19 protein-coding genes are annotated in these 21,742 nt (G+C 59.8%); 11 read left to right on the forward strand and 8 right to left on the reverse strand.

The window, feature by feature from the left end:
• Nucleotides 1-2: 2 nt before the first annotated feature.
• The 4 genes from ACQY8Q_RS05800 to ACQY8Q_RS05815 all read right to left on the reverse strand — a co-directional run bounded on the left by ACQY8Q_RS05800 (nt 3) and on the right by ACQY8Q_RS05815 (nt 3,647).
• Nucleotides 3-1,151 (reverse strand): hypothetical protein, encoded by a 1,149-nt coding sequence (locus ACQY8Q_RS05800; protein ID WP_428425635.1) that lies wholly within the window; start codon nt 1,149-1,151, stop codon nt 3-5.
• Nucleotides 1,152-1,344: 193 nt separating this feature from the next.
• Nucleotides 1,345-2,433: a hypothetical protein gene (locus ACQY8Q_RS05805; protein WP_428425637.1), complete on the reverse strand. Its 1,089-nt coding sequence runs from the start codon at nt 2,431-2,433 to the stop codon at nt 1,345-1,347.
• Nucleotides 2,434-2,598: 165 nt separating this feature from the next.
• Nucleotides 2,599-2,994: a c-type cytochrome gene (locus tag ACQY8Q_RS05810; RefSeq protein ID WP_428425639.1), complete on the reverse strand. Its 396-nt coding sequence runs from the start codon at nt 2,992-2,994 to the stop codon at nt 2,599-2,601.
• Nucleotides 2,995-3,065: 71 nt separating this feature from the next.
• Nucleotides 3,066-3,647 (reverse strand): thymidine kinase, encoded by a 582-nt coding sequence (locus ACQY8Q_RS05815; protein WP_428425641.1) that lies wholly within the window; start codon nt 3,645-3,647, stop codon nt 3,066-3,068.
• Nucleotides 3,648-3,890: 243 nt separating this feature from the next.
• Between ACQY8Q_RS05815 and ACQY8Q_RS05820 the strand changes: the two genes are divergently transcribed.
• From ACQY8Q_RS05820 to ACQY8Q_RS05845, 6 genes are all read left to right on the forward strand, one after another.
• Nucleotides 3,891-4,838 (forward strand): choline ABC transporter substrate-binding protein, encoded by a 948-nt coding sequence (locus ACQY8Q_RS05820; protein ID WP_428425643.1) that lies wholly within the window; start codon nt 3,891-3,893, stop codon nt 4,836-4,838.
• 97 nt (nt 4,839-4,935) lie between these two features.
• Nucleotides 4,936-5,787 carry a choline ABC transporter permease subunit gene (choW, locus tag ACQY8Q_RS05825; RefSeq protein WP_428425645.1) on the forward strand — a complete coding sequence of 284 codons (852 nt, stop codon included), beginning with the start codon at nt 4,936-4,938 and terminating at the stop codon, nt 5,785-5,787.
• Nucleotides 5,784-6,833: a choline ABC transporter ATP-binding protein gene (gene choV / locus ACQY8Q_RS05830; RefSeq protein ID WP_428425647.1), complete on the forward strand. Its 1,050-nt coding sequence runs from the start codon at nt 5,784-5,786 to the stop codon at nt 6,831-6,833. The genes choW and choV overlap by 4 nt, the downstream gene beginning before the upstream one ends.
• An 83-nt stretch (nt 6,834-6,916) precedes the next feature.
• The gene (locus ACQY8Q_RS05835; protein WP_428425649.1) at nt 6,917-7,660 is read left to right on the forward strand and encodes a HugZ family protein; all 744 of its coding nucleotides are present in this window, start codon (nt 6,917-6,919) and stop codon (nt 7,658-7,660) included.
• A 120-nt stretch (nt 7,661-7,780) separates the two neighbouring features.
• A complete protein-coding gene (locus ACQY8Q_RS05840) occupies nt 7,781-8,122 on the forward strand; it encodes an ArsR/SmtB family transcription factor (RefSeq protein ID WP_428425651.1) in 342 nt (113 codons plus the stop codon).
• 128 nt (nt 8,123-8,250) lie between these two features.
• A complete protein-coding gene (locus ACQY8Q_RS05845) occupies nt 8,251-9,324 on the forward strand; it encodes a Gfo/Idh/MocA family protein (protein ID WP_428425653.1) in 1,074 nt (357 codons plus the stop codon).
• On the opposite strand, the gene ACQY8Q_RS05850 is transcribed toward ACQY8Q_RS05845, so the two are convergent.
• Both ACQY8Q_RS05850 and ACQY8Q_RS05855 read right to left on the reverse strand, forming a co-directional pair.
• Nucleotides 9,319-10,464 (reverse strand): Gfo/Idh/MocA family protein, encoded by a 1,146-nt coding sequence (locus ACQY8Q_RS05850; protein ID WP_428425655.1) that lies wholly within the window; start codon nt 10,462-10,464, stop codon nt 9,319-9,321. The two genes, ACQY8Q_RS05845 and ACQY8Q_RS05850, sit on opposite strands and share 6 nt — an antisense overlap.
• A complete protein-coding gene (locus ACQY8Q_RS05855) occupies nt 10,461-12,728 on the reverse strand; it encodes a glycoside hydrolase family 9 protein (protein WP_428425657.1) in 2,268 nt (755 codons plus the stop codon). The genes ACQY8Q_RS05850 and ACQY8Q_RS05855 overlap by 4 nt, the downstream gene beginning before the upstream one ends.
• A 282-nt stretch (nt 12,729-13,010) precedes the next feature.
• Between ACQY8Q_RS05855 and ACQY8Q_RS05860 the strand changes: the two genes are divergently transcribed.
• The 3 genes from ACQY8Q_RS05860 to ade all read left to right on the forward strand — a co-directional run bounded on the left by ACQY8Q_RS05860 (nt 13,011) and on the right by ade (nt 17,618).
• On the forward strand, nt 13,011-14,339 hold the full coding sequence (locus ACQY8Q_RS05860; RefSeq protein WP_428425659.1) for an aspartate aminotransferase family protein: 1,329 nt from the start codon (nt 13,011-13,013) through the stop codon (nt 14,337-14,339).
• A gap of 282 nt (nt 14,340-14,621) precedes the next feature.
• Nucleotides 14,622-15,728, forward strand: a complete 1,107-nt coding sequence (locus tag ACQY8Q_RS05865) for a branched-chain amino acid ABC transporter substrate-binding protein (protein WP_428425661.1) — start codon at nt 14,622-14,624, stop codon at nt 15,726-15,728.
• Nucleotides 15,729-15,920: 192 nt separating this feature from the next.
• The gene (gene ade, locus ACQY8Q_RS05870; protein WP_428425663.1) at nt 15,921-17,618 is read left to right on the forward strand and encodes an adenine deaminase; all 1,698 of its coding nucleotides are present in this window, start codon (nt 15,921-15,923) and stop codon (nt 17,616-17,618) included.
• 15 nt (nt 17,619-17,633) lie between these two features.
• On the opposite strand, the gene ACQY8Q_RS05875 is transcribed toward ade, so the two are convergent.
• Nucleotides 17,634-18,248 (reverse strand): glutathione S-transferase family protein, encoded by a 615-nt coding sequence (locus ACQY8Q_RS05875; protein ID WP_428425665.1) that lies wholly within the window; start codon nt 18,246-18,248, stop codon nt 17,634-17,636.
• 134 nt (nt 18,249-18,382) lie between these two features.
• On the opposite strand from ACQY8Q_RS05875, the gene ACQY8Q_RS05880 reads away from it, so the two are divergent.
• Both ACQY8Q_RS05880 and ACQY8Q_RS05885 read left to right on the forward strand, forming a co-directional pair.
• Nucleotides 18,383-18,856 carry an Lrp/AsnC family transcriptional regulator gene (locus ACQY8Q_RS05880; protein ID WP_428425667.1) on the forward strand — a complete coding sequence of 158 codons (474 nt, stop codon included), beginning with the start codon at nt 18,383-18,385 and terminating at the stop codon, nt 18,854-18,856.
• Between the two features lie 79 nt (nt 18,857-18,935).
• The gene (locus tag ACQY8Q_RS05885) at nt 18,936-20,021 is read left to right on the forward strand and encodes a pyridoxal-phosphate dependent enzyme (protein ID WP_428425669.1); all 1,086 of its coding nucleotides are present in this window, start codon (nt 18,936-18,938) and stop codon (nt 20,019-20,021) included.
• A 39-nt stretch (nt 20,022-20,060) separates the two neighbouring features.
• Here ACQY8Q_RS05885 and ACQY8Q_RS05890 read toward each other — a convergent pair whose 3' ends face one another.
• Nucleotides 20,061-21,704, reverse strand: coding sequence for an alpha-glucosidase family protein (locus ACQY8Q_RS05890; protein ID WP_428425671.1), 1,644 nt, complete (start codon nt 21,702-21,704; stop codon nt 20,061-20,063).
• Nucleotides 21,705-21,742: the final 38 nt, after the last annotated feature.

Genomic DNA, 21,742 nt, shown 5'->3' on the forward strand with positions numbered 1-21,742 from the left:
GTCTAGACCTCGCTGATAACCTGGTTTCCGGAAATCACATGGACCTTGTAATCGCCGAAGATTGTTGCTGCGTCGCCAGTGGCATAGAGCGCCTGATAGGCGTCGTGCGGCACCAGCGCATGTTTCTCGTAGGAGCTCACACCCATGCGGGTCGCCTCGAGATTGTCGGTGTCGATATGGAATTCTTCCGATGCCGGCGTCGATGAGAAGAAGCCGCGCTGGGCCGGCCGCTCCGCCTTGGAGAACACCTCCTGCACAGTCCAGGTGAGCAGCCAGGCATTCTCCGTCTTGCGAACCTTCGACAGAATATCGTTGATCTTGGCATTGTTCTCGGTAATCCCGGCCGAATAGAACGGCCCGAGCACGATGCGTCGCAACTGCTTGGGGTGCAGTTCTTCGAAATCCTTGTCGAGATTGGTGGCGATGGTCACCGGCGTCAGCGAATAGGCGCTGTTCTTCAAGGCGAAATCGTCGAAACGGCTGGCGAGATCGGGATTGAGCAGCCCGCCGATCGGCAGCGGTATATCCGTGTCGGGATTGAGCTTGCCGTCCGGCGTCACCAAAAGCTTGACGATCTTTTCTGACGAATCCTCGACGACAGACATATAGACCATCGGCAAAGTGCTTGTGCCGTCGAAGGCACCCCAGCAGACGACGTAATAGGGCCGCTGGGTCTTAGGGTTCACACCAACGCGAATGGTCTCGGGCATGATGAAGGGTGAAAAAATATCGCCCTTGCCGATCTGCTCGAGATAGAGCCGTTCGGCCATACGCGACTGCAATTCAGCTGGAAATGTCTTTTGGCGCAGGATGAAGTCGGCCATTTCCTGACGCAGCGCATCGGCAACCGGAATTCCCGCCAGCCGCTTTTCCGCCGATTGCCGGTCGTTTTCCAGCTCCAGCACGTTCTGGAACACCGGAAAGCCGCTTTCCGCCCGCGAGATGCGGAACTGCTCGATAAAGCCGATGCGGTTTTCCCAGCAGGAAAACGACGCCTTCAACCGTGACAGGTAGGGAATGACGACCTCGCCCACCACCGTATCGCGGTAGAGCGGCGAGTTGCGATCACCCAGGAAAATTTCCAAGCCCCCGAGCGCTGCCCGGATCGAGGCGAAATACTGACCGACGGCCCCTTCGGATGCGGCGTTCATGGTTTCCACCCTCCCCTTGAGGGGGAGGGTCGGAGCAAAGCTCCGGGGTGGGGTGACCTTGGGGCGCCCCTGACAATCACCCCCACCCGCGCGTTCCGCGCGACCTCCCCCCTCAAGGGGGAGGTATAGACCGCCCGACGGCTATGATAGCCAAGCATATCAACCATTTTGGTGCACGATGGCATCTGCAGCATCACTGCTTCACGTAATTCGCCGTATTATGCTTATCCATGACATCCTTGAACCGCCGTGCAAACGCATCGTCGGCAAGCTTCTTGCGGCGCTGGATGTCCTGCGTCGAGAGCATGTTCTTCTCGTGCATCTCCAGCAGATCGCCGATATGGCGCTGCGAAGCCGAACCGATGCCGGCCATGGTTTCTTCGGCCGCCGTATCGACCTGGCTGCCAAGCGTGTTGATCTTGTGGGCAACATCCTGCTGGGCCGCCGTCTTCAAGGAATCCTCGAGCGCCTTGTACAGCACGATGCGCTGTTCGGTATCGATAGTCAGCTTGTTGATCAGCGTGTTCTGCGCCGCGATCTGGTTGTTGAGTGAGTCGACGAAGGTCTGGAACATCGAGGTGTAACGCTCGTATGTCTGACTTTCCGCCAGGAGTTCCTGCTCTTTGGCCTGCTTCTCATTATATTCCGTCGCCAGAACCGAACGCTCTCCTTCAAGCTGGGTGCGGGAAATCTGGTCTGTCGAGGCAGCAATCCTGTTTTCGATATCCATCAGCATCGGGTTGAGTTCCTCGATGCGCTTCTGGGTTTCCTGGAGGTTAGCAATCGTCGCCTTACGCCGCTCGATCACCTGAAGCAGGCTTGCCTCGGAGGTCTTGTAGCGCTGGTCGAGCACGCCCTTCTGTTCCTTCAGGATGCCGACGATGGTGTCGGACTTGGACAGCAGCTCCTGCAGATTGCCGGCAAGCGACATGTTGCGGACACGGTCGGTGCGCATGCGCTGAGCGCTCTGCTTGGAAAAGATGCCGATGAACTTTTCGTAGCCGGTATAGCTCTTCATGCTCTCGAATTCCGAGCCGAAGGCGTTGGTTGCATCTTCCAGGCCAATGATCAGGTCGGCAATATTGCCTTCCATAACCTTCTGCTGGTTGATGACATCCTGGATACGGGCATTCTCGATGTCGAAATTGGCATCGCCCAGTTTCGTGTCGGATTTGGCAAACTGATCAAGCACGACGGCCGACTGGTTCATCTTGCCGCGCATCTGCTCGACGATGCCGCGTGTTTTCTCGATTTCGCTCTCAAAATTCTGAAGTGTCGCCATCGGGTTTCCCTCTGTTGCTCCGGTGCAGACGCGCCGCGCAGCCAAATTATTCAGTCATGACATCAGCTTATATAATGGGAGCGGTAATTTGAACAACAAGTGCGCAATCTGCGGATTTTAAACCGTATATCGCTTTGGCGGACTGCATCGGCTGCGATTGCGCGCCTATTGCCCTACCGCCGTCTTCAGATAGGCAACGATATCTTCAATCTCCTGCGGCTTTTTCAGGCCCGGAAAGGACATCTTGGTGCCAGGAACCATCGCCTTGGGGGCCATCAAATATTCCGACAACCGCTCCTCGTCCCAGATTTTGCCATCTTCACCGAACGCCGTCATGGCGCTTGAATAGTTGTACCCCGCAAACGTTGCGACCGGGCGACCGATGATGCCCATCAGACTGGGGCCGACACGGTTCATCGGCTCGGTCGCGGTGTGACAGGCACCGCATTTTTTGAAGACCTGCGCACCGGCATCGGCACTGCCGGCTGCATGAGCAAGACCTGTCCCAAGACAGAGGAAAAGGCCGAGTGAAACAAGACGAAGAGACAAAGGCAGAGACATAGACGATTTCCCGGAACGCATTCGCAAGGATACCATCATGGCACGGCCCGCCCACCCAGTGATAGCCTGCCTCACGCTTCGTTCATCTTGTCTTCCCAGTGACGGCGGCAATAGACGACATATTTCTCGTTGCCGCCCACTTCCACTTGCGCGCCTTCGCGCACGATATTGCCGGCCACATCCATCCGCGCCACCATGGTCGCCTTCCGGCCGCAATGGCAGATCGTGCGGACCTCGCGCATCTCGTCGGCAAGAGCGAGCAGCGCCATCGAGCCAGGAAACAGCTTGCCCTGGAAATCCGTGCGCAAGCCGTAGGCCATCACCGGAATGCCGATCCGGTCGGCGACGCGGGCCAGTTGCCAGACCTGATCTTCGCCGAGAAACTGGGCTTCATCGACAAAAACGCAGGCGATCTTCTCTTCGCCATGCAGGCGTTCGACCAGAGAATAAAGATCGTCCGCATGCGTAAAGGCGATACCGTCTTCACTCAATCCGATCCGCGAGGACACCCGGCCCTGACCCGCACGGTCATCGAACGCCGCAATCAGGATGACCGTGCGCATGCCACGTTCGCGATAGTTGTACGACGCCTGCAAGAGCATGGTCGATTTGCCTGCGTTCATCGTGGCGTAGCTGAAATACAGTTTTGCCATGGCGTCCTCTTCTGTATGCTGTTGGTTGTTCATGAACAGACAAAGCGGGGAAGGCCAGAGCGCAGGCGCGAAAGTCACAGAAAATCGACGGCAGGCGCCAGAACATGAGCAATGCGACATATCACGTCGCTTTAGGCGGGCGTGTCCGGCAAATGTCCCAATACACTCAAGACAACACCAGGGCGCTTGAATTGGCGGACATTTGGTGATTGGCTAAAATCAAAAGGCAGGGGAATAATCACGATGACCAGACTGACATTGAAATTCATGCTGACAGCAGCCGTATCGCTGAGCGCACTGACATCCGCCTATGCTGCCGAGCCTGAAAGCTGTGGCACCGTCCGCTTCGCCGATGTCGGCTGGACGGACATCACCGCCACCACAGCGACGGTCTCCTCGATCCTCAAGGGCCTCGGCTATCAGACCGACATCAAAGTTCTGTCCGTTCCGGTTACCTACCAATCACTGAAAAACAAGGACATCGACGTCTTCCTCGGCAACTGGATGCCGACGCAGGAAGCCGACGTTCGCCCCTTCCTGAACGACAAGTCGGTCGAATCGTTCGGCCCGAACCTCGAGGGCGCCAAGTACACGCTGGCGACGAATGCCAAGGGTGCCGAACTCGGCATCAAGGACTTCAAGGACATCGCCGCCCACAAGGCCGATCTTGACGGCAAGATCTACGGCATCGAGCCGGGCAATGACGGCAACCGCCTGATTATCGACATGACCGACAAGGACACGTTCGGCCTGAAGGGCTTCGAAGTCGTCGAATCCTCCGAGCAGGGCATGCTGGCGCAGGTCGCCCGCGCAGAAAAGGATGGTACTCCGGTCATCTTCCTCGGCTGGGAACCCCACCCGATGAATTCCAACTTCAAGCTGACATACCTCACCGGCGGCGACGACATCTTCGGACCCAACCTCGGCGGCGCCACCATCTTCACCAATGTTCGCGCCGGCTACACCACTGAGTGCCCGAATGTCGGGAAGCTGATCACCAATCTCAAATTCTCGCTTCCGATGGAAAACGAGATCATGGGCAAGATCCTCAACGACAGCAAGGATCCGGAAGTCGCGGCCAACGAGTGGCTGAAGGCCAATCCGACGGCGATCGACCCCTGGCTTGCTGGTGTCACCACCAAGGATGGCGCTGAAGGATTGCCTGCCGTAAAGACCGCGCTCGGTCTCTGACCGGCAGTTGAAGGCGGGGCTTAGTCCCCGCCTTTTTTAAGCGCATTTGACGCGCTTCCGCTCCTATCATTGGCTCCAAGAACCAGGCGATTTTCCCGTGGAATGGCTAACCAACCCTGATCGACGCATCCCCATCGGCGGCTGGGCGAAGAGTTTCTTCACCTGGCTGACCACCAACTTCACCGGATTTTTCGATCAGGTATCGGCGATCCTGTCGGGCGTAGTGAATGCGATCCTCTGGGTCCTGCAGACGCCGCACCCGCTGATCGTCGTGGCCATCGTCACCGCGCTTTCCTACTGGTTCCGCCGTTCGATCGGTGTGACCCTGTTCACGCTGTTCGGCCTGCTGCTGATCATCAATCTTGGCTACTGGAAGGCGACGACCGAGACGCTGGCGCTGGTTCTGGCGGCCAGTGCCGTCAGCATGGCGGTCGGCATTCCCTTGGGGATCGCCGCTGCCCGGCGCGCCTGGGTCTACGCTGTCATGCGGCCGATCCTTGACCTGATGCAGACCATCCCGACCTTCGTCTATCTGATCCCGGCCCTCGTGCTGTTCGGCCTCGGCATGGTTCCGGGTCTGATCGCAACCGTGATCTTTGCCATTCCGGCACCGATCCGGCTCACCCGGCTCGGCATTATCTCCACCCCGCCGTCGCTGGTCGAAGCGGCAGTTTCCTTCGGCGCGACGCCGTCGCAGGTGCTGCGCAAGATCGAGCTGCCGTTTGCCATGCCGCAAATCATGGCCGGCCTCACCCAGACCATCATGCTGTCGCTGTCGATGGTGGTCATCTCGGCGCTGGTCGGTGCTGCCGGTCTCGGCGTTCCGGTCGTGCGGGCGTTGAATACCGTCAATATCGCCATGGGCTTTGAATCCGGCCTCTGTATCGTCATCCTCGCGATCATTCTCGACCGCCTGTTCCGTTCGTCCGATGAAGGAGAAGGCGCATGACCGATGCCGTTATTTTCAAGAATGTCGACATCATCTTCGGCAACCGGCCGGAAACCGCCATCGCCATGGTCGATCAGGGCAAGACCCGCGACGAGATTGGGGCTGCGACAGGGCTGGTGCTCGGCGTCGCCGATGCGTCGCTGACCATTACCGAGGGTGAAATCCTCGTGCTGATGGGATTGTCGGGCTCGGGAAAATCGACCCTTCTGCGCGCCGTCAATGGCCTCGCGCCGGTGGTACGCGGCGAGGTTCAGCTCAAGACCCGCCACGGCAATATCAATCCCTACAAGACATCAGCCAAATCGCTGCGCGACTTCCGCATGCACGATGTCTCCATGGTGTTCCAGCAGTTCGCGCTGCTGCCGTGGCGCACCGTGGAAGACAATGTCGGCTTCGGGCTGGAGCTTGCCGGGGTACCGGACAAGGAGCGCAAGGACCGCGTTGCCGAACAGCTGGAACTGGTCAACCTGACAAAATGGGCGGGCCGCCAGGTCAAGGAACTTTCCGGCGGCATGCAGCAGCGTGTCGGCCTTGCCCGCGCCTTTGCCACCGGTGCGCCGATCCTGTTGATGGACGAGCCGTTCTCGGCGCTCGATCCGTTGATCCGCACCCGTCTGCAGGACGAACTGCTGGAATTCCAGCGGCGGCTCAAGAAGACCATCCTGTTCGTCAGCCACGATCTCGACGAAGCCTTCCGCATCGGCAACCGCATCGCCATCATGGAAGGCGGCCGCATCATCCAGTGCGGCACGCCGCAGGACATCGTCAAGAACCCGGCCAACCAGTATGTCGCCGACTTCGTCCAGCACATGAACCCCATCACCATGCTGACGGCGATGGACGTGATGAGCCAGGGTGTCAGCCGCACAACTCCGGCTACCGGCGTCTCGGCAACGGCCAAGCCGACAACCCCGCTGATCGATATCCTCGATGCGATGTCGCGTCAGCCCGGCAGCATCGGTGTTGTCGATAACGGCGCCATCATCGGCACGATCAATGCGCAGAACGTCGTGGAAGGCCTGACAAGGCATCGCAACAAAAGTTGACGATTGCGGTCAAGATGTCGTTATAAAGGGCGCCCGGACGATCAGAGTCCGGGCGTTTGGCATTCAAGACAAGAGGCGATTCGATGGCCGACAAACCCTCCGTTCTGCGCGAAACCGATGATGAGGCGCGCAAGCTTGCCCGCATCATCCTGCGCTCCGCGCGCAGTGCCGCCATTGCGGTGATCGAGCCGGACAGCGACGGCTTCCCTTTTGTCAGCCGCGTGCTCATCGGCATCGATACCGATGGTACACCGGTCATTCTGGTTTCCGCCCTGTCGGCCCACACGCAGGCCCTGTCTGCAGACCAGCGCTGCTCGCTGCTGACGGGCGAGATCGGCAAGGGCGATCCACTCGCCCATGCGCGCCTGACAGTTCAATGCGAAGCAGAAAAAGTCGAACGCGACAGCACCGCCAATTCGCGTATCCGCGAACGTTTCATCCGTCGCCATCCGAAGGCGCAGCTCTACGTCGATTTTCCCGATTTCGCGTTTTTCCGGCTCACACCAATAAAGGCCAGCATGAATGGCGGCTTTGGCCGGGCCTATGTGCTGATTGGCGAGGATCTGATGATCCGTTCTCCGGCGATCGAGGATCTTGCCGATATGGAACCCGGCGCGATCGACCACATGAATTCCGACCATTCCGATGCGGCCACTAAGTATGTAGAGCGCTATTGCAAGGCAAAGGGAACCGGCTGGAGAATCTGCGGTCTTGATGCCGGCGGGATCGATCTTGCATCCGGAGATCAACTAAAACGACTGGAATATGATGCGCCACTGCAATCAAAAGGGGAATTACGGACCACACTGGTAAAACTTTACCGTTAAATACGGGCCCTTTTACCCCGATTTCTTGCAGTAGCCAGTTGTCCTTTTATTCATCACGGCTAATTATCCCTTATTCACATTCATAACCAAGCGTGATGTGAACTTCGCATGGAGTATGGAATGCAAACGATCTCTCCTCAGAAACACGGCAAGGCTGAAATAGCTGCGGAGTTTCTATCGGCTATGGCCAATCCAAAGCGTCTGCTGATCCTCAGTTCACTGGTGAACGAGGAAATGGCAGTCGGCGCCTTGGCAAACCAGGTCGGCCTCAGCCAGTCTGCCCTGTCGCAACATCTCTCGAAGCTGCGTGCCCAAAATCTCGTGACCACCCGTAGGGATGCCCAGACGATCTATTATTCAAGCTCGTCGGATGCAGTACTGAAAGTTCTGAAAACACTGAAGGAAATCTACGGCGACGAATCCAGCGCGATCGAAAAGATCCCGCAGCGCCGTACCGCCTGATACGGATCGGGGCCGCTTGCGGCCCCGGCCTGTTTCTGGCCCTGCGCCATCTTCGGAAAGGCAGCAGTATCGGCAACTGCCTTTGACGTTTACGCGCCTTTGAGACTTGGCGTTGCAGTATCGCCGCCATGAACATGACACCCAAAAATCGGCCTTCCACAACACGCATCAAATGGGCTGTGCTTGGCACGGGCTCCATCGCAACCACATTCGCCGAAGACATCCAGTTGACGGATAACGCAGCACTCGTTGCCGTTTTCTCACGCACGCTTGAGGCCGCCACCCTTTTTTCAGGACGCTTCGGCGGGCTGCGCATCCTCCCGGATATCGATGCCTTGGCCGCCGATCCGCTGATTGATGCCGTCTATCTCGCGACACCCAATACCGCCCATTTCGATCAGGCCCGGACGCTGCTCCGTGCTGGAAAACCTGTGTTGATCGAAAAACCGCTTGTCACAACCGCGTCGGAGGCAAACGCACTCGCCGACTTGGCTGCAGAAAAACAGACCTTTGCGATGGAGGGTCTCTGGACCGTCTTCCTGCCCGCCATCGACCACGTACGGCAGCTTTTGGCCGACAAGACGATCGGCGCCATCACCGGAATCCGCGCCGAACTCGCCTATATCAAGACATTCGACGGCGACAGCCGCTTTTTTTCGGCGGCACTTGGCGGCGGTGCGCTGCTTGATCTGGGCGTTTACCCGATCGCACTGACGCTGGCTTTGTTCGGCTCGCCGCAGACGGTCACAGGGCGCTGGTCTGCCGCGCCGACGGGTGTCGATATGTCGGCGGATGTCACGCTCGGCTATGATCGTTTCCAGGCAAGGCTGTCCGTCGGCTTTGATCGCACCGGGAACAATCGCTTCATCATCGACGGCGAAACCGGCAGTCTGGTGATCGATGCTCCGTTTCTCAAGGCAAGCAAAATTATCCTGACGAGAAACCGCATCGTCCACCATCTTGCCGTACCGTCCGGCACCGGCCGCCTGTCACGCGCCACCGGAAAGATTGTCGGCCGGCTGCCCCTGCCCGGCCTCACAGTTTATCGGCATGGCTTTCCCGGAGATGGCCTCCAATTCGAGATCGCGGCGGCAAGCCGGGCCATTCTCGAAGGACAACATCAGCAATCGCAGATGCCACTCAGCGCCAGCGTCGAGGCACTCGGCATCATCGAGACCATCCGGTCACTACCGCCGTCATAGCGCCGTTGGTGTGTGGTCGCGCTTGCCGGCGTTGAGGGCCAGCACGATGTCGGTCAGATGCAATGCCGTCTCGCCGGAAAACAGCGGCCGGGTGCCAGCCCTGACCGCATCCGCCTGCGCTGCAATCCCGCGCACAAAATCGATTTGCGACGGATAGGCCGGCAGGCTGTTCTTCTGCGCGGCCTGCGGGTAGGCCACCGGCTTACCGGCTGTGAGGCGAAACGGGAATTTCCGCTGAAACTGCCATTCCAGGCGTTCGATCAGCCGATGCGAGAGCGGCCGCTTGCTGCCAGCCAGCTCGACATGGATCGGAGAGCGATTGTCCCAGAGATCGCGCACGACGATCGTGCCCTTGTCGCCGACGACCGTCAGCGACCGGTCCCGGGGCGCCGCCAGCCCGCTGGTCAGACGCGCGACAAGTCCCGACTTGAAGGTCAGACAGCCGACGGAAAAATCCGGTCCCAGGGCGAGATTTTCGGTTCCCGGTCCTTTGTTGGGAAACGTCAGCGCGGAAAAGGCGGCGACATTGGACACCGGTCCGAACAGCGACACCAGCCAACTGGTGGCATACCCGGCGTGCTCCAGCGTGCAGCCGATTTCGAACTCGTGGACAGCCGGCCATTTGGCGCCCGAGCGGCTGCGCCATTCCTGCCATTTATCGCGAAAGACCGGTCCATCCTCCATCTCGGCATAGGCCAGGCGCGGTGTGCCGATGACGCCGGAACTGAGGATGCCGGCGCAGTGACCACAGGCATCGCTGAGCGCATTGGCTGGCGCGCCGGCAAGGACAAGGCCTCGCTCCGCGGCAAGCGATACCAGCTCCCGCGCCTCGTCTACCGTCATGGCCAGAGGTTTCTCGCAATAGACATGCTTGCCGGCCGATAACGCCGCCCTGTTGACGGCATAGTGGCTTTCCGGCGTCGTCAGGTTGACGATGATGGTGACGGCAGGATCGGAAAGCGATTCCGCTTCAGAGGCATACGAGCGAACGTTCCAGTAGTTGCAAAACTGCTTTAAGCGATCGGGGTCGACGTCCCAGACACCCGCCAGCCGCAATTGCGGGTGGTTGGCCAATGTCGTCATGTAATAATCGGCAACGAACCCCGTGCCGATGAAAGCGATGCCCGTGCGGTCGCTCATCGCGCATCCGCCAGGAAAGACGCGATATAGACCAGCGGCGCATTCCAGTTGATCGTCATTTCGTTGGTGCCCCAGGCCATGATGTCGTCGATATAGCAGGTCTGCGGCGCGCACCCCTTGAGCCGCGCCCGCGCGACATCGTCGACCAGCGTCGAATTCGGCCCACCGGCCAACGTACCAACCGGCGGATTGGGCAACATGCTATCGACCTGATGGGCATACCAGCGGCTATGTTGGTTCTTGGAAAAAACGCTGCCATATCCGGTGACATAGGACATGTTCATCGCGTTGCGCCCAAGAATGTAGTCGATACCTTCCCGCACACCATTGAGAAACGGTACTTCGCCTGTCAGGTCATAGGCAGCGGAAACGACGATCATATTTTGCAAAATGAGCTGGTTCGATCCCCAATCGTAGCGGTTGTTCGCCGGTTTGTAGATCTGCCCGAACGGCTCCTTCGCCTGCAGGCCAATGAAATTCCGGGCAACGGATACTACCGATGCCATCATCATCGCCTTGTCATCAGCCGCAAGATTGTCGCCATAAAGCGCCAGGTCCAGACGGCCGAGCCCGGCGACACTACGCCAATCGAAGGCGCCTGTAGCGGGAAAGACGGCCCCTACCCAATAGCGAGAGGATTTCAGCGCGGTGAGATAACGGGCTTCTCCTGTGGTGATGAAAAGCTCGGCCGCAGCCCAATAGGTTTCATCGGAAATATCGTCGTCGCCATAATCGCCGCCACCCTGCAGACCATCCGAACCCGGCGCGAAGAGCACCGGATTGGCGGCGGCGGCCAGCCAGGCTTTCTGGCCGGCCGCAAGCAGGCGCTGCGCAAACTCTCTGTCATAGGGCGCAAACAGCCGGGCGCCCTGTGCGGCCACAGCAGCAAGGTTGAGCGTCGCGGCTGTCGATGGACGGTGCAGCGCCCGCAATTGCGGATCAAGATGCGGCAGCATCGGCACCCCGGTCCATTTGATATCGTGAACCTTGTGGTGCACCATGCCGGCCAAGGGCTGACCGTCTGGCACCATCATCTTCATCAGAAATTCGAGTTCCCAGCGCGCCTCGTCCAGAATATCGGGAATGCCATTGCCGTTTTCAGGGATGCGCGACAGGCTGTCGCTCAAGACCGGCGATGCGCCGTCGCCGTAGATTAGGCCGCGTTCGAACGTGCTCAACAGTTGCGATACGGCGATGCCGCCATTGACCACGTACTTTCCCTGGTCGCCAGCATCGTACCAGCCGCCGGAGACGTCCAGCGTGTAATCGCAGGTCCAGTCCTTGCCATAGAGTTTGGCAGCGACCTTACCGGTCAGGCAGGTCACCTTGGTATCGCCCTGGTTGGGGCTTTCCTGCACATGTCCGGGCGGCCGCGCATAGGCTTCTCCGGCGATATCGCCCTTGATCTCAATTCCGCTGCGCTGCGGATAAAACCAAGACAAAGCATCGACACGCAGTTTGCCATAGACGTCGTGGCCGACGGAAAACGGCAAGCTTTTCTTCTCGCCGATGACCAGCCTGTAGCCCTCTCCGGCCGTCGCAAAGGCCGAAAAATCCGCGATCTGGGTATTCGCCCGGACAGTCGGGTCAAACCCGGCAGGCGCTGTCATTCCCTCGCCAATTGCGACACCGGCCCCATCTTCCAGCTTGAACGGCAACGGGCCTTGTGTCTCCGACAGAATTGTCGCCCGCTTCGGCCCGTCGAGGAAATATCCGGTCTGATTGACCAGCGCCGGTAGCCCATACAGCGTTTTTTGTGCGGCCACCGCGATCTTGTCGGGCTTTGTTTCGCGTATCGCCACATCATCCAGACAAACGCGCCACGGCTTTTCAGACCCGCCCAACTGGAAGATGATCTGGGCCGGATCATTCTCGGTTGCCGTGAAGACGGCCGAAAATTCGACCGTTCCGTCCTTGGTCTCCGCAGTGAGGGCTGCCTGTGGCGTCCACGGTTCGGCATTGCGCTGAATCGTGACCGGGAATGTATGCACACCCTCGGCCTCGAGCAGCATTGTCAATTGATAGGATGTGCCCGGATCAAACTGCAGGTCATTGAGACCGAGCAACCGGTCCCAAGGGGTACCGCCGACCTCGACATCGACACAGAGCTTGCCGCCTTCGCGCAATAGAGCCACACCGCCCGCTGCCCAAAAGCCATCCTGCCCCTTCTCAAAGGCGCCGTCGGCAATCATGTCGGCAGCACCTGCCTGCACTGGAAGACTGACGAAAAGCGCGAGCACCAGGCTGGCTGCAAATTTTGGCAAGATCTCTATCCTGAGCGCGTGTTTCGGGCCTGAGCGCGTATTTGGGAACGCGGCGCCACTCTGCTGCAAACAGGTTAACCTTCGGAAAAGACGGGAGGCAAGCCCTGTTTCCAGATGTTTCCATGCGGCGAAATTCCGCCTTTTTCCACCGCGCAACTTCATTTGGCCGTCTCAGGCCAAGGCTTGACCGCGAAAAGCGCCCTGATAGTTTGACCATCAGGTAAAGATTCATCGAAACCCACTGGACTTGGCCGCCAGACAATACGCGCCACGGAGAATATGATGTCGAACCGCCTCAATGCCACACCCAATGACCTCAGCGCCTTCTGGATGCCGTTTACAGCCAACCGGCAGTACAAGAAAGAACCGCGCATGTTCGTCAAGGCGAAGGACATGCACTACACGACCCATGACGGCCGCCAGGTGCTCGACGGCACGGCAGGCCTCTGGTGCGTCAATGCCGGACATTGCCGACCGCTGATCACCGAAGCGATCCGCGAGCAGGCCGGTGAACTCGATTACGCCCCGGCCTTCCAGCTCGGCCACCCCAAGGCGTTTGAGCTGGCAAACCGCCTGATCGACATTGCGCCCGACGGCATGGAACACGTGCTCTACACCAATTCCGGCTCTGAATCCGTGGAGACGGCGCTGAAGGTGGCGCTCGCCTATCACAAGGTGAAGGGCCAGGGTTCACGCACCCGCCTGATCGGCCGCGAACGTGGCTATCACGGCGTCAATTTCGGCGGTATCTCCGTCGGTGGCATCGTTTCCAACCGCAAGATGTTCGGCACGCTCCTGTCTGGAGTCGACCATATGCCGCATACCCACCTGCCGGAAAAGAACGCCTTCACCAAGGGCGAGCCGGAACACGGCGCTGATCTTGCAACCGAACTGGAACGCATCGTCACGCTGCATGATGCCTCGACCATCGCTGCCGTCATCGTCGAGCCGGTCGCTGGCTCCACCGGCGTGCTCATCCCGCCGAAGGGCTATCTGCAGAAGCTGCGCGAGATCTGCACCAAACACGGCATCCTGTTGATCTTCGACGAAGTCATCACCGGTTATGGCCGCCTCGGCACACCGTTTGCCGCCCAGTATTTCGATGTCAAACCGGACATGATCGTCACCGCCAAGGGCCTGACCAACGGCGTCATCCCGATGGGTGCCGTGTTCGTCACCGCAGAAATCCACGATGCCTTCATGACCGGCCCGGAGCACATGATCGAGTTCTTCCACGGCTACACCTATTCCGGCAACCCGATCGCCTGTGCCGCAGCGCTCGGCACGCTCGACACCTACCGCGACGAAGGCCTGCTCACCCGTGGCGCCGAGCTGGCATCGTACTGGGGCGATGCGCTGCATTCGCTACGCGATTGCCCGCATGTGATCGACATCCGCAACATCGGCCTGATCGGCGCAATCGAGCTGGCGCCAATCACCGGAGAGCCGACAAAACGCGCTTTCTCGGCTTTCCTCAAGGCCTATGAAAGTGGCTACCTGATCCGCACCACCGGCGACATCATCGCCCTTTCACCGCCGCTGATCATCTCGAAGGCTGAGATCGATGAACTGGTCGACGGCATCCGCAAGGTGCTGATCGCCAACGCCTGATCGAATATATTCGATCGTGAACAATGCCCAAACGGGGCCGGGACACATGTCCCAGCCCCGTTTGGCGTCATATCTGAACAATTATTTTGCACATTGCCTAAAAAATCGCCTTGCGGAATCGTGAGGAGCTTCATAGACGAGAAGCATGGGATCGATCCGTTCACAGAAGACGGACAACTCAACGGAACTGGAGTTGCTTTTCGACTGGCAGGTTTCACCCTCCCGGCCCAGCAACCGAAGCGCTGGCACTGCGGGGAACCAACCCACCAAAGGAGAAGCAAGATGAACTTCAAGACATTGACGGGCGCCACCTTCGCAGCCTCGCTGGCCTTTGCGCCGCTGGCGCATGCCGAGATCGTGATCGGCCTGATCGCGCCGCTGACCGGGCCCGTTGCCGCCTACGGCGACCAGGTCAAGAACGGCGCCCAGGTTGCCGTTGATCAGATCAACAAGAACGGCGGCATCCTCGGCGAACAGGTCGTGCTGAAGCTGGCCGACGATGCCGGCGAACCCAAGCAGGGTGTTTCGGCAGCAAACCAGATCGTCGGCGAAGGCATCCGCTTTGTCGTCGGCCCGGTCACGTCAGGCGTAGCCATGCCGGCCTCCGACGTTTTGGCTGAAAACGGCATCCTGATGGTCACGCCGACGGCAACGACGCCGGACCTGACCAAGCGTGGCCTTGCCACCATCCTGCGCACCTGCGGCCGTGACGACCAGCAGGCCGAAGTCGCCGGAGCCTATGTCCTGAAGCAGTTCAAGGACAAGCGCATCGGCATCCTCAACGATAAGGGCGCCTACGGCAAGGGTCTCGCCGATTCCTTCAAGGCAACACTGAATGCCGGTGGCGTCACCGAAGTCTTCAACGATTCCCTGACACCGGGCGACAAGGACCTGAGCGCGCTCACCACCCGCCTCAAGGCTGAAAAGGTCGACGTCCTCTATTTCGGCGGCTATCACCCGGAAGCTGGTCTTTTGGTGCGCCAGCTGCGTGATATCGGCGCGCCGATTCAGATCATCGGTGGCGACGGCCTGTCCAACACCGAATTCTGGGCCATCGGCGCAGATGCCGGTGCCGGCACGGTCTTCACCAATGCGGCCGACGCTTTGAAGAACGATGCCTCGAAGGCCGCCGTTGCAGCCCTTCAGGCCGCCAACATCCCGCCGGAAGCTTTTACGCTCAACGCCTATGCAGCCGTTGAAGTGATCAAGGCCGGCATCGAGAAGGCTGGCAGCGCCGAAGACGCAGCAGCCGTTACCGCTGCTCTGAAATCCGGTGAACCGATCAAGACCGCCATCGGCGACGTCACCTATGGCGAAACCGGCGACCTTACCTCGCAGAGCTTCTCGCTCTACAAGTGGGAAAACGGCAAGATCGTCTCTGCCGAGTAAGCAGATGAACCAATGACGGATCGGGCGCTTCGGCGCCCGATTTCGTTTGTGGTGGCTGTTTCAGGTGCAGGCCTGCCGTCCACAATGGCGATCATCGATTTTCCGCATCCCGGGTATGCAAGGACGGCGATCAGCCTCTATGCTCGGGGCGAACCACACTTTTTAGACAAAGCATCCAAAAGGCAGGCCCTCGTGAGCGAAAAACTTGAACAGCTGATCGATCAGGGCACCGGCCGCATTCCGGCCGATATCGTTCTCAAGGGCGGCCGTTTCTTCGATCTGGTCACCGGCGATCTCGTCGCTTCCGATATTGCCATTTGCGGCGACCGCATCGTCGGCACCTACGGCAATTATACCGGCACAACGGAAATCGACATTACCGGCAAGATCGTCGTGCCGGGCTTCATCGACACGCATCTGCACATCGAATCCTCACTGGTCACCCCGCATGAATTCGACCGCTGCGTCCTGCCCTATGGCGTGACCACCGTAATCTGCGATCCGCACGAGATCGCCAATGTGCTCGGCACCGAAGGCATCCAGTATTTCCTCGATTCGGCGCGCGAAACCATCATGGACATCCGTGTGCAACTCTCGAGCTGCGTGCCAGCCACCCATCTGGAAACCTCCGGCGCCAATCTGCCGATCGAGAAGCTTTTGCCCTTCCGCGACCACGAGAAGGTCATTGGCCTGGCGGAATTCATGAATTTTCCCGGCGTCATCCACAAGGACCCGGTCTGCCTTGCCAAGCTCGACGCCTTCCAGGGTGGCCACATCGATGGCCACGCTCCCCTCTTGAGCGGCCTTGATCTCAACGGCTATCTTTCCGCTGGAATCCGCACCGATCACGAATGCACCACCGCGACTGAGGCGCTGGAAAAGATCCGCAAGGGCATGCACGTCTTGGTGCGCGAGGGCTCTGTCTCCAAGGACTTGCACGCGCTGATGCCGATCCTCACCGAACGCCTGTCGCCGTTCCTGGCGCTCTGTACCGATGACCGCAATCCGCTCGATATCGCTGAGGAAGGCCATCTCGACTATATGATCCGCGAAGCGATCGCCCAAGGCGTCGAACCGCTCGCCGTCTATCGCGCCGCCTCGATCTCAGCCGCCCGCGCCTTTGGTCTTCGCGACCGTGGCCTGGTCGCACCAGGCTGGCGTGCCGATCTCGTGGTCGTCGATAGCCTCGAAAACTGCAAAGCCGGAATGGTGTTTGCCGGTGGCCGTCTCGTCGATGACGCGCTGTTTGCCACCCGCCGTCCGGTCGCGCCCGTTGGTCTCGACAGCGTCAAGGCAGGCCACATCAATGCCGCCGATTTCGGCCTGCCCTATGCCGAGGGAGAGACGTCCGTCATCGGCGTGCTGCCCGGCAAGATCATCACCGAACACCGCCGCTACAAACTACCAGCATCCGGCAATCAGGCCGGCGTTGATCTTGGCCGCGACATCATCAAGGTCGCCGTCATCGAGCGCCACGGCATCAACGGCAACCATGCCAATGGCTTCGTTCAGGGTTTTGGGCTTAAGACGGGCGCCATTGCCTCGACCGTCGGCCATGACAGCCACAATATCTGCGTCGTCGGCGTCAACGAGGACGACATGGCGCTGGCCGCCAACCGGCTCGGCCAGATCAAGGGCGGCTTCGTCGTCGTCGAGGACGGCAAGGTCACCGGTGAAATCTCGCTGCCGGTCGCCGGCCTGATGAGCCTCGAGCCCTATGAGAGCGTGCGCGACACGCTGCATCATCTGCGCCAGGCCGCCTTTGCGCTCGGCGCCACGTTGCAGGAGCCGTTCCTGCAGCTGGCGTTCCTGCCCCTGCCCGTTATCCCGCACCTGAAGATTTCGGACATGGGCCTGGTGGATGTCGACAAGTTCATGCTGATCGGGTGAGAGGCCGATAATTCTCTAATCCTGGGTCTCGCCCGAAAGCGGCGTCTTCAGCATCGATGGCCGCTGCGTAAACGCATCGAACCATCCTGTGAGATTGGCGTGGGCGCGAAAGGATGGCAGGTGGCGGAAGGCGAGCCAGTCCAGTGTCGTTGCAATAGCGATATGGCCGATATGCAAGGGCTCGCCGCTCTGGATCTCCCGGTCCAGCCAGCGATAGCTTTCAGCGAGTTTTCGCTCATAGCCAGCTTGCAGTTCCGGATAGCGCAGATGCTCGGGACGCCGCGCTGTTTCCCAGCGAATGCCGATGCCGGCATAGGCCATGTCCTGCGCCAACGCCTGCAAGCGTAACGCCGCCCATCGGCGCTCGGCGTCTTCGGGGAAAAGCGACGGGCCTGCGCGCAGCGTATCGAAATAGGCGCAGATGACGTCGCTGTCGAACAGCGGCGACAGGCCGTCACGCAGCAGGACCGGCACTTTTCCGAGCGGATTGCTACTGAACACCGTGGCATTGGCGTTTGTCGGACTGGTTTCGTGGTGCTCGACAACCAACTGGTCGGCAATGCCCACCTCATGTGCGAAGACCAGCGTCTTGCGGGCGAAGGGCGAGTGGGTCTGGTACAAAAGCTTCATTGGCAGCAATCCCAAGGTGGACCAGTATGCTCTGGTCCGTTCATATAGGTTTTAAGGCATTGCAGTGTCGTTCTGCCGCGATGGATAATACCAGATCGCTTTTTATCCGCGTTCGATGCCTGTAACATGCCTCCATGAACCTCGACCGCTTCGACCGCCATTTGCTCAATCTGGTGCAGCAAGATGCATCCCAGACCGCCGAACAGCTTGCTGCGGTGGTACCGCTCTCCATTTCGGCGATCCAGCGTCGATTGAAGCGGCTGCGCGAGACAGGCATCATCCAGCGGGATATCGCGGTGGTGGACCCCAAACAGGTGGGCCGGCCGACATTCTTCATCGTCGCACTGGATGTCGAGCGGGAGCGGCCGGAGCTTCTTGCTCAGTTGCGCCGCTGGCTGGCGAACGAGCCGATGATCCAGCAGGCCTTCTATATCACCGGCGGATCGGATTTCGTGCTGATCGTCACGGCACCCGATGTTGATGCCTATGATGCGCTGATGTCCCGGCTGATCGCCGAAAACGCCAATATCCGCCGCTTCACCACCAATGTTGCGCTTGGCGTCATCAAACGCGGACTGGTCATTCCCGTTGCTCTGGACGACGACTAGCCGTGAAAATCGCGGCCTTTCTACGCCCACGCGGGTATCAACGCGGTTTTCCCGCATTGGACGCCGTCATATTCTGCGCATGACACATCTTCATCCTCCGGTTCACGCCACCGCAACGGCGCTCTCAGATTGCCCGGCTCTCGCCCGCCGCGCCGGTGTCGGTCGCGTCCTCGTCAAGGTCGAGAGCGGACGCCCCTTTGGAAACTTCAAGATTCTCGGAGGCATGACGGCGGCGCTCAGCGCTTTGGCCCGCATCACCGGAACGCCCGTCGCGCAATTGCGGATGCGCCACGACCTGCCACGACTGATCTGCGCCAGCGATGGAAACCATGGGCTTGCGGTCGCGGCCGCTGCCCATATTGCCGGGGCACCCGCAACGATCTATCTGCACCATGGCGTTCCCCGGTCGCGGGCAGACCGCATCCTGGCACTTGGCGCATCGGTCTACTGGATCGCCGGAACCTATGATCATGCGGTGGATGCGGCCGCCGAGGCCGCCCGTGTCGATGGCGTCCTCGTGCCGGACACCAGTTCAGATGTGAACGATCCGATTCTCCGGGATGTGCTGTCGGGTTACGCAACGCTGACCGCCGAGATCAACACGCAACTCGCCACCAACGGCATGATCGTCTCCCATCAGTTCATTCAGGCAGGTGTGGGCGGCCTTGCCGCCGCCATGGCGCAAGGATTGCCAGTGGCGAAGCTTGCAATTGTCGAGCCGGAACAGGCAGCCTGCGTGGCGCCCGCTCTGGCCGCCGGCCACGTGGTCCGCATCGAAGGCTCGCTGCATACATGCGCGGAGATGCTCGCCTGCGGCGAAGCATCGGCACCTGCACTGGCGATCCTCCAGCGGCATGATCCTCTACCGGTCCTTGTCAGCGAAAGCGGACTTCTTGAGGCAGCCGGGATCATGCATCATGAAACCGATATCCACACCACACCCTCCGGCAGCGCCGGTCTGGCAGGATTGCTGCATGTGGCATGCAGAGGCGATCTCAGGGAACTGGCCGGGCTTCACCGCTCCAGCACCGTCCTTCTTGTCGCGACAGAGGCGCATCCGGAAGCCTTTATCCGCAACCTCGACAGCGAACTCAACGCAGCCCGCAATTTCGCAGCAGGCTTTTTCCCGGAGATGCGGCCGCTGGACAACACTCTCCCGGCATGAACAGGCGTTGCGACGGGTACTGCTCTCAAAGAGCCATGCTTATCCCAGCCGCCCGCAAAACACGTCCATGGCCTCCAGTACAATCCGGCCGTCGATGCTCTGCGGCTCAAAGCCCGGCATCGGCAGAACTTCGGCAATCACCACGCCTTTCGGCAGATCAACCGTTTGCGGGCCGCGGTGCAGGTTGAAGATGAACAGCAGTTTCTCGCCGCCCTTTTCGCGGGTGAAGGCCAGGATGTCCTGGTTGGTTTCGAGGAAGGTCATGCTGCCATCGAAAAGTGGTGCATGCGTTTTCCTGAAGGCAAGCGTCTGCCGGTAGTGATCGAGAACGGAGCCAGCCTTTTCCTGCTGATCAGCGGCAAGCGGCCGATGTTCGGCAGGCACCGGCAGCCATGGCTTGGCACTGGAGAACCCCGCATGCTCAGCCGCCTTCTCCCAGACCATCGGCGTACGGCATCCGTCGCGGCCCTTGAAGGCCGGCCAGAAACGGATGCCGTAGGGATCGCGCAGATCTTCAAGCTGCAGTTCGGCTTCCGGCAGGGCCAGTTCCTCGCCCTGATAAAGGCAGATCGAGCCACGCAGCGCTGAAAGCACCGAGATCGCCAGCTTGGCGACCCGCTCGCGCTCGTCCGCCGTCTGCATAAACCGGCTGATATGGCGGGTGACGTCGTGGTTGGAGAAAGCCCAGCAGACCCAGCCGTCGGTGACGGCATCCTGAAACGCCTGGACGCAGCGGCGGATATGGGTAGCGGTAAAATCCGGCCCCAACAGGTCGAACGTGTAGCACATATGCAGTTTGTCGCCGCCGCCGGTATAGGCGGCCACGGTCTTCAGCGAGCGAGCGCCATCGCCGACCTCGCCGACCGATGCACGATCGTCGAATTCGTCGAGCAGGGCGCGAAACCGCTGCAGGAAGCCGATGTTTTCCGGTTGCGTCTTGTCGTAGAGATGATTCTGCATGCCGTAGGGATTGACGTCGGGTGCATCCAGACCGATGGCATCGGGATCGTAGACCAGCGGCGGGTTATCGCGCAGTTCCTTGTCGTGGAAATAGAAATTGACCGTGTCGAGCCGGAAACCATCGACACCGCGCTTCAGCCAGAAGCGTACGGTCTCCAGCAGCGCCTCCTGCACATCCGGATTGTGAAAATTAAGATCGGGCTGCGAGCCCAAAAAATTGTGCATGTAATACTGCTTGCGCACGCCGTCCCATTCCCAGCCCGGCCCGCCGAAGATCGACATCCAGTTGTTGGGGGCCGTGCCATCCGGCTTCGGGTCGGCCCAGACGTACCAGTCGGCTTTCGGGTTGGTGCGATCCGAGCGGCTTTCCTTGAACCACGGGTGCTGGTCGGACGTGTGCGAGATCACCTGGTCGATGACGACCCGGATACCAAGCTGGTGCGCCGCCTTCAGCAGGGCATCGAAGTCGGCAAGCGTCCCGAACATCGGATCGACATCGCAATAATCCGAAACGTCATAGCCCATATCGGCCATCGGCGACGTGAAGAACGGCGACAGCCAGATGGCATCGACGCCGAGGCTGGCAATATGCGGCAACCGTTGCGTCACACCCTTGAGGTCGCCCAGACCATCCCCGGTCGTGTCCTGGAAAGAGCGGGGATAGACCTGATAGATCACCGCGCCGCGCCACCAATCGGGATTGGACTTCAAGGGAGATGCCATCAAAAAACTCCGCGATCACAAGGATATGCTGAAAGATG

It is taken from the genome of Pararhizobium sp. (assembly GCF_965279435.1).
GTDB lineage: Bacteria > Pseudomonadota > Alphaproteobacteria > Rhizobiales > Rhizobiaceae > Pararhizobium.